Below are 7,133 nucleotides of genomic sequence, written 5' to 3'. Positions count from 1 at the left end.
GACCTTCGCCACAGATCCCCGCCGCGACCCGTGCGCTCGTGCTCTTCTCCGGCGGGCAGGATTCCAGCGTCTGCCTGGCCTGGGCCTTGGCGCGGCATGGCCACGTGGAGACCGTGGGATTCGACTACGGCCAGCGCCACGCGGTCGAAATGAAGCAGCGCCAGGTCGTGCGGCGCGAGTTCGTGGCCCGTTTCCCGCATTGGGCGGCCCGGCTGGGTGATGACCATATCCTGGACCTGCGGGGCTTTGGCGCCGTCGGCGAGACGGCGATGACCCAGGATCGCGCCTTCGAGGTCACCGAGAAGGGCCTGCCCAACACCTTCGTACCCGGACGAAATCTCGTCTTCCTGACCTATTCGGCCGCGCTCGCCGATCGCCGTAAGCTTCGCTTTCTTGTGGGCGGAATGTGCGAGACGGACTTCTCGGGCTATCCCGACTGCCGGCGCGACACCCTCGATGCGCTGGAAACGGCGCTGAACATGGGCATGGCGCAGGACTTCGTCGTCGAGACCCCGCTGATGTCCCTGACCAAGGCCGAGACCTGGAGCCTGGCCAAGGCCCTGGGCGGCGAGGCCTTGGTCGAGCTGATCCTGGAAGACAGCCACACCTGCTATCGCGGGACGCGCGGCGCGCGACATGCGTGGGGCCATGGCTGCGGCGATTGCCCGGCCTGCGACCTGCGCGCCAAGGGCTGGGCGGAATGGGTGGCCGCAGGCCGCCCCGAGCTCGCCCCGTGAGCTACGCGGTCAAGGAAATCTTCCTGACCCTGCAAGGGGAAGGCGGCCAGGCCGGGCAGGCGGCGGTGTTCTGCCGCTTCGCGGGCTGCAACCTGTGGTCGGGTCGAGAGCAGGATCGCGCCGCCGCCGTTTGCACGTTCTGCGACACCGATTTCGTCGGGCTGGATGGTCCCGGGGGCGGGCGCTTCGCCGACGCCCGGGCCTTGGCTGACGCTGTCGAGGCGGCCTGGACCGGCGGCCCCGCCGATCGCCTGGTGGTCTGCACGGGCGGCGAGCCGTTGCTGCAACTGGACGCCGCGGCGATCGAGGCCCTGCACGGGCGCGGGTTCCGGATCGCGGTCGAAACCAACGGCACCCTGCCCGCGCCGGCCGGGATCGATTGGGTCTGCGTCAGTCCCAAGGCCCATGCCCCCGTCGTGCAGACCCGGGGTCAGGAATTGAAGTTGGTCTATCCCCAGGTCGGCGTTGATCCGGCGGCCTTCGAGCACCTGGATTTCGAGCGTTTCCTGCTGCAGCCGATGGATAGTCCTGACCGTCTCGAGAACACGCAGGCCGCGATCGCCTATTGCCTCGCCCACCCTCGCTGGCGTTTAAGCGTCCAAACCCACAAATACCTCGGCATCCCCTAGATGGGACGCCCCAGAAGTTCGCGATGAGCCAGCCTGTCTTCGAGATCACCAAGTCCGCGACCTTCGACGCGGCGCACTTCTTCGCCGAGGGGCCGCAGCACCGGCCCTATGCGAACATGCACGGCCACTCCTTCAAGGTTGAGGCGACGGTTCGCGGCGCCGCCCAGGAACCCGTGGGCTGGGTCGCCGACCTCGCCGACCTCGACGCGGCCTTGAAGGCGGTGGCCGGCGAACTGGATCACGGTCTGCTCAACGAAAAGCCCGGCCTGGAGCGACCGACCCTCGAGCATCTCTGCCTCTATTTCGCCGAACGGCTGAAGCCAGGCTTCCCCGGACTGTCAAAGATCGTGGTCTCGAGACCGACCATCGGCGAGAGCTGCGCGATGGCAGTTGTCTAGCGGTCGCGCTTACGATCCTTCTTCCGGTCCTTTTCCCGATCCTTCTCGTCCCCGCCTGGGATCACCGCGCCGGCCGCCATGCCGACGCCCTTGGCGGTCGCGCCCACCGCCGCGCCGGTTACGCCGACCGCCGTGCCGACAACCGCTCCCGCCGCCATGACCAGGCAGCCCGATAGTGGAACACAGAGGAAGGCCAGGACGGCGACGCGGACGAGGGACATGTCCACCGCCTAGCGCGGGATCATCGCCAAAAGGTGGCGGGGATCAGATCTTGAGCTGACGCACCTGCGCGCGGTCGGAGCCACGCCGCCACGGCCCCTCGTAACGCGGATCGTTCCGACGGCGCCGGTCCGGTCCGAAGTAGTCATCGGTGCGCACGAAAGGCCTGGAGTGGTCGATGATCTGATGCAGCCGCTCGATCACGCCGCGCGCGGTGATCGGCTTGGCCAGGAACTCGTTCACCCCGGCGTCGCGGGCCTCGCGAATGCGGGCCATGGTGAAATGGCCGGTGATCATGATGACCGGCGCCAATTGGTTGGGGCTGTCGGCGGCGTTGCGCAGCAGCCGGACGAAGTCGATGCCGTCCAGCGGCTCCATGGCCAGATCGGTCAGGACGATGTCGATGGGATGGCTGCGCATCATCTGCAAACCCTCGGCGCCATCGCTGGCCTCGAAGATCTGAGTGATGCCGATGGCGCGCAGAATCTCGCTCAGCAAGATGCGCATATGCCTATTGTCTTCAACGACCAGGGTTTTGAGAAGTTCGAAGCGCACTTTGACCAGGTTGTGATTGATCACCGCCTCGATTGAACCGGCGACGGTTGCGGCGAATCAAAAGTCGGTTGCCCCCGAGGGCAGGGTCATTACCGGCGGGGATTTAACTAGGTCAACGACAAAAACGCTGTTCGCCGAACTTGTGTGGCTTTCATCTTACTCAGCCCTCGGAGGTATAAGTCTAGGCGGCAATCTTCGCGCGAAGACTTGCTCAAGTTCGCGTGAAGGACCCTGGTGAAAAGGCCCCGCCGCCGGTCTGCGCACGGTGGCGCAGGAAGGCGTCGACCAGCACACAGGCGGTCATGGCTTCGACCACCGGCACGGCGCGGAGGCCCACGCAGGGGTCGTGGCGCCCCTTTGTACGCAGCTCGATCTCCGCGCCGGTCTCGTCAATCGACCGGCGAAGGCTGAGGATCGAGGAGGTCGGCTTGAACGCAACCCGCACGGTGACCGGCTGGCCGGTGGAGATGCCGCCGAGGACGCCGCCGGCGCTGTTGGACAGGAACATCGGGCCTTCATTGCCCATGCGCATCTCGTCGGCGTTCTCCTCGCCGGAGAAGGCGGCAGAGGCGAAGCCCGCGCCGATCTCGACGCCCTTCGAGGCGTTGATCGACATCAGCGCCGCGGCCAGTTCGGCGTCCAGCTTCCCATAGACCGGCGCGCCCCAGCCGGCGGGGACTCCCACGGCTTCGACCTCGACGATGGCGCCGGTTGACGAGCCAGCCTTGCGCACTGTCTCCAGGTGCTCCTCCCAGACGCTGACCATCTGGGCGTCGGGACACCAGAAGGGGTTCTGCGTCCGCTGGTCCCAGTCGAAGCGAGCGCGATCGATGGCGTGCGGGCCGATCTGCACCACGGCGCCTCGGATCGTCACGCCGTTCAGGATCTTGCGGGCCACCGCCCCGGCGGCCACCCGGGCCGCCGTCTCGCGCGCCGAGGCTCGACCGCCGCCGCGATAGTCGCGCACGCCGTACTTGGCGAAATAGGCATAGTCGGCGTGCCCCGGCCGGAACTGGGTGGCGATCTCGCCATAGTCGCGGCTGCGCTGGTCGACGTTCTCGATCATCATGGAGATCGGCGTGCCGGTGGTGACCTGGCCCTCCGTCCGCTCGTCCTGGAAGACGCCGGACAGGATCTTCACCGCATCCGGCTCCTGCCGTTGGGTGACGAACTTGCCCTGGCCAGGCCGGCGCTGATCCAGCCAGATTTGCACATCTTCGGCCGTCAGCTTGATCCCGGGAGGGCAGCCGTCCACCACGCAACCCAGGGCCGGCCCGTGGCTCTCGCCCCAGGTGGTGACTCTGAACAGTTGGCCGAAGCTGTTGTGCGACATGGCCGCGCTTTTAGACGGTTTTGCCCGTCCAGCGAAAGCTACCCCGGCAAGCGGCCGGGATTTGACCCGAGCACCGCCTCGAAGGCGTCCCGATCGTGCGCGGGCAGGATGGCGATCTCGGGATGGGCCTTGTGAAAGGCCGACATCGCCTTGACCTGGGCGTCCGCCGTCGCCACGCACGTCGTAGCGGCGCCGTGGTGGAGCGGACGCTGACGGCCTTCCGGACCTAGGCCGCCCAGGCCGCGGCGAACCGTTGCCGGAGCGTCTGGGCCGCCGTGTCCGTCGTGCGCGCCTGGACCGTCAGGCGCAGGAACAGATGGCCCTGGCGGTGGCGGCCGCGGGCGGGAAGCCCTTGGCCGACCAGCCGAACCAGGCCGCGCTCGCCCGCCTTCTTGGTGATCCAGACGACGCGCCGACCCAACGGGGTGTCGAGCGCAACGCGACCGCCCTCGGCGATCATCCGGGGATCGAGCGGCACGGTGATCCAAAGATCATCGCCGCGCACCAGCATCTGGCCGTCGCCGCGCAGGGCGACCTCGAACTCGGCCTCGCCGGCGCGGACCTTGTCGCCCGCGCGCAGGCCGGGCGGCAGGGTGAGCTTGATCCGCCGACCATCGGCCAGAACGTGCTCCATTTCGCCGCCGTTCATGGCCAGCAGGGGCGGAACTGGAAGAGTCCTGCCTTCCGCCGGCCGAACGGAGCGGGCCGCCGTGGCCGGAGGCTGGACGACCCGATCGGCCGGCTTGGCCTCATGCAACAGATGATAGGCCTCGACCACTTCGCGGAAGCGCGCGGCGTCGCCGCCCTTGCGATCCGGGTGCGCCAGCTTGGCGGCCTCGCGGAACGCGCGGCGCAATTCCGCGGCGGTGGACTGGGCGGTGACGCCCAGCACCTCTCGGGCGCGTTTTAGGCTCATCACGGAGGATTTCGCGGCGGTCATCCCCCAGAGTCTCGCCTTGTCCGGGTCAATGCGGCGTTAAGCACTGACGTGGCGACCACCGCGCGCTATATCGCGGCCATGAGCAGCAAGGCCGACATCCCAGCCTCTCCCAGTGAGGACGACTACGTCCGTCAGGTGACGAGCGCCGAGCCCCCGCCGCTGCTCAGCGCCCAGGACCCGTTCGCCCTCTTCGCCGAGTGGATGAAGGAGGCGGTGGCCAAGGAGCCCAACGACGCCAACGCCATGGCGCTCGGCACCGTGGACGCCGGCGGCATGCCCGATGTTCGCATGGTGCTGCTGAAGGACGCCGGGCCCGACGGCTTCGTCTTCTACTCGAACCTTGGCAGCGCCAAGGGCCGCCAGCTCGCCGACAATCCCAAGGCCGGCCTGCTGTTCCACTGGAAGTCCCTGCGCCGCCAGGTCCGCATCCGCGGCGAGGTCTCGCCCGTGACCTCGGAAGAGGCCGACGCCTATTTCGCCACCCGTGCTCGCCCCGCCCAGATCGGCGCCTGGGCCTCGGAGCAGTCGCGGGTCCTGCCCGATCGCCTGGCCTTGGAGAAGAGGATCGCCGAGATCGGCCTGAAATTCGGCCTGGGCAAGGTCACCCGGCCGCCGCACTGGTCCGGCTGGCGGGTGCGCCCGCAGGCCATCGAGTTCTGGCGCGACCGGCCGTTCCGCCTGCACGAACGCCTGGTGTTCGTCCGCTCCGGCGACGGTTGGACGACCGAACGGCTCTACCCGTGACGGATCTGGAAGAAGCCGAGATCGCCGCCTGGTTCGGCGAGACCTCCGAAAAAGCCATCGAGACCGCCTGCGCCCGAGTGTTCCTGAACGGCGACGTGGCCTTCAAGGTCAAGCGCCGGCTCGACCTGGGTTATCTGGATTATTCCAGCCTGGAGCTGCGCCGCTGGGCGCTGGAGCGGGAACTGCGGTTCAACCGCGCCGCCTCGTCCGACATCTATCGCGCCGTGCGCAAGGTGACCCGCGCGCCGCATGGCGGGCTGGAGCTGGATGGGCCGGGCCAGGTCGTCGAGCACGTGCTGGAGATGCGCCGGTTCGACGAGACCGCCGTGCTGGCCGCCCAGCCCTGGACCGTGACCGGCAAGCTGGCCGACGCCCTAGGCCGGGTGGTGGCCGCCGCCCATGCCTCCGCCACGGTCCGGCCGCAGGGCGGGGGCGGCAAGGCGCTGAAATACACCATCGATTCGAACGCCAAGCTGCTGCGCGAGATGACCGATCGCCTGGGCCTGGAACGGGTCGAAGCTGTGATCGCGGCGACTAACGCGGAATACTTCCGTCGCGAGGCCCTGCTGGACGCCCGCCGCGCGGCGGGCCTGGCGCGCCACTGCCACGCCGACCTGCATCTGGGGAATATCCTGCTGGAGGACGGACAGCCGATCCTGTTCGACTGCATCGAGTTCAATGACGTCCTGTCCGACATCGACATCCAGTACGACCTGGCCTTCCTGCTGATGGACCTGGACTTCCGCCGCCGACGTGACGCCGCGGTCCGCGTGCTGTCTGCCTATCTCGACGAGGTGGGCCGTCACTTCGGGCCTGAAATCCTGGATGGCCTGGCCACCCTGCCGCTGATGCTGGCGGTCCGGGCGGGGGTGCGCGCCCACGTCCAGGCCCATAGCGGCGACGACGCCGCGGCCATCGCCTATCTGGAAGCGGCCCTGACACACCTGTCGCCGCCGCCGCCCAAGCTGACGGCGGTGGGCGGGTTGTCGGGCTCCGGCAAGTCAACCTTCGCGCGGCTGATCGCACCTGGGCTGGGCGCGGCGCCCGGCGCGGTGGTGCTGCGGACCGACGAGGTGCGCAAGCGGCTGCTGAAGGTGGCCCCCGACGCGAGGATGCCGGCCAGTGTCTACTCACCGGCCTTCTACGCGGAGGTCTACGACACCCTGTTCGCCGAGGCGCGGCGGCTGCTGGACGCCGGACGGGCCGTGGTGGTGGACGCCACCTTCATCGCGCCCGAGCTGCGCGCCCGGGTCGAAGCCGTGGCCGCCGAAGCTGGCGCTCCTTTCCACGGTGTGTGGCTGGAGGCCTCCGCCGAGGAGCTGGCGGCGCGGATCGAGGGACGCGAAGGCGACGCCTCCGACGCGACGGTCGCCACGCTGCAGATGCAGCTCGACCGCGATGTCGGGCAGATCGACTGGGTGCGGGTCGACGCCTCGGGGCCAGCCCAGGATGCTGCGGAGGCCTGGTCCGCGGCCTATGCCGCGCCATGACTCAGGTTCCTGACGTTGAAATCATCGGTGGCGGTCCCGCCGGCCTCATGGCGGCCGAGGTGCTGAGCGCCGCTGGCCTGTCCGTAAC

The 7,133-nt window shown here is 68.6% G+C and carries 10 protein-coding genes; 5 read left to right on the top strand and 5 right to left on the bottom strand.

What is annotated here, in order from left to right; translation table 11 throughout:
- The first annotated feature begins 14 nt into the window (after positions 1-14).
- The 3 genes from queC to RMO04_RS19225 are packed head-to-tail and all read left to right on the top strand — an operon-like array spanning position 15 to position 1,764.
- Positions 15-737 carry a 7-cyano-7-deazaguanine synthase QueC gene (gene queC, locus RMO04_RS19235; RefSeq protein ID WP_309646382.1) on the top strand — a complete coding sequence of 241 codons (723 nt, stop codon included), beginning with the start codon at positions 15-17 and terminating at the stop codon, positions 735-737.
- Positions 734-1,366 carry a 7-carboxy-7-deazaguanine synthase gene (gene queE / locus RMO04_RS19230; RefSeq protein WP_309646379.1) on the top strand — a complete coding sequence of 211 codons (633 nt, stop codon included), beginning with the start codon at positions 734-736 and terminating at the stop codon, positions 1,364-1,366. Before queC ends, queE begins: the two co-directional genes overlap by 4 nt.
- Positions 1,367-1,389: 23 nt before the next feature.
- Positions 1,390-1,764, top strand: coding sequence for a 6-carboxytetrahydropterin synthase (locus RMO04_RS19225; RefSeq protein WP_309646378.1), 375 nt, complete (start codon positions 1,390-1,392; stop codon positions 1,762-1,764).
- On the opposite strand, the gene RMO04_RS19220 is transcribed toward RMO04_RS19225, so the two are convergent.
- From RMO04_RS19220 to RMO04_RS19200, 5 genes are all read right to left on the bottom strand, one after another.
- Complete coding sequence (locus RMO04_RS19220; protein WP_309646377.1) at positions 1,761-1,985, bottom strand: hypothetical protein; 225 nt, start codon at positions 1,983-1,985, stop codon at positions 1,761-1,763. The genes RMO04_RS19225 and RMO04_RS19220 overlap by 4 nt on opposite strands.
- A 43-nt stretch (positions 1,986-2,028) precedes the next feature.
- Positions 2,029-2,538: a response regulator gene (locus tag RMO04_RS19215; protein ID WP_309646381.1), complete on the bottom strand. Its 510-nt coding sequence runs from the start codon at positions 2,536-2,538 to the stop codon at positions 2,029-2,031.
- Between the two features lie 211 nt (positions 2,539-2,749).
- On the bottom strand, positions 2,750-3,871 hold the full coding sequence (gene aroC / locus RMO04_RS19210) for a chorismate synthase (protein WP_309646376.1): 1,122 nt from the start codon (positions 3,869-3,871) through the stop codon (positions 2,750-2,752).
- Between the two features lie 38 nt (positions 3,872-3,909).
- Positions 3,910-4,047, bottom strand: coding sequence for a hypothetical protein (locus tag RMO04_RS19205; RefSeq protein ID WP_309646375.1), 138 nt, complete (start codon positions 4,045-4,047; stop codon positions 3,910-3,912).
- A 50-nt stretch (positions 4,048-4,097) separates the two neighbouring features.
- On the bottom strand, positions 4,098-4,787 hold the full coding sequence (locus RMO04_RS19200; protein ID WP_309646374.1) for a DnaJ domain-containing protein: 690 nt from the start codon (positions 4,785-4,787) through the stop codon (positions 4,098-4,100).
- A 102-nt stretch (positions 4,788-4,889) separates the two neighbouring features.
- Between RMO04_RS19200 and pdxH the strand changes: the two genes are divergently transcribed.
- The gene (gene pdxH, locus RMO04_RS19195; RefSeq protein ID WP_309646380.1) at positions 4,890-5,555 is read left to right on the top strand and encodes a pyridoxamine 5'-phosphate oxidase; all 666 of its coding nucleotides are present in this window, start codon (positions 4,890-4,892) and stop codon (positions 5,553-5,555) included.
- Entirely contained in the window at positions 5,552-7,045 is a 1,494-nt protein-coding gene (locus tag RMO04_RS19190; RefSeq protein ID WP_309646373.1) for an AAA family ATPase, read from the top strand. The genes pdxH and RMO04_RS19190 overlap by 4 nt, the downstream gene beginning before the upstream one ends.
- The last annotated feature ends 88 nt before the right edge of the window (positions 7,046-7,133 follow it).

The sequence above is a fragment of the Phenylobacterium sp. genome, assembly GCF_031412415.1.
Classification (GTDB): domain Bacteria; phylum Pseudomonadota; class Alphaproteobacteria; order Caulobacterales; family Caulobacteraceae; genus Phenylobacterium.
The sequence above is the reverse complement of the archived record's forward strand: the minus strand, read 5'-3'. Positions and strand labels throughout refer to the sequence as shown.

What these genes read in the sequence shown, in the direction of transcription:
- RMO04_RS19225 (WP_309646378.1), top strand. Translation starts at nt 1,390, where the DNA reads ATGAGCCAGCCTGTCTTCGAGATCACCAAGTCCGCGACCTTCGACGCG.
- RMO04_RS19220 (WP_309646377.1), bottom strand. Translation starts at nt 1,985, where the DNA reads ATGTCCCTCGTCCGCGTCGCCGTCCTGGCCTTCCTCTGTGTTCCACTA.
- aroC (WP_309646376.1), bottom strand. Translation starts at nt 3,871, where the DNA reads ATGTCGCACAACAGCTTCGGCCAACTGTTCAGAGTCACCACCTGGGGC.
- RMO04_RS19200 (WP_309646374.1), bottom strand. Translation starts at nt 4,787, where the DNA reads ATGAGCCTAAAACGCGCCCGAGAGGTGCTGGGCGTCACCGCCCAGTCC.
- pdxH (WP_309646380.1), top strand. Translation starts at nt 4,890, where the DNA reads ATGAGCAGCAAGGCCGACATCCCAGCCTCTCCCAGTGAGGACGACTAC.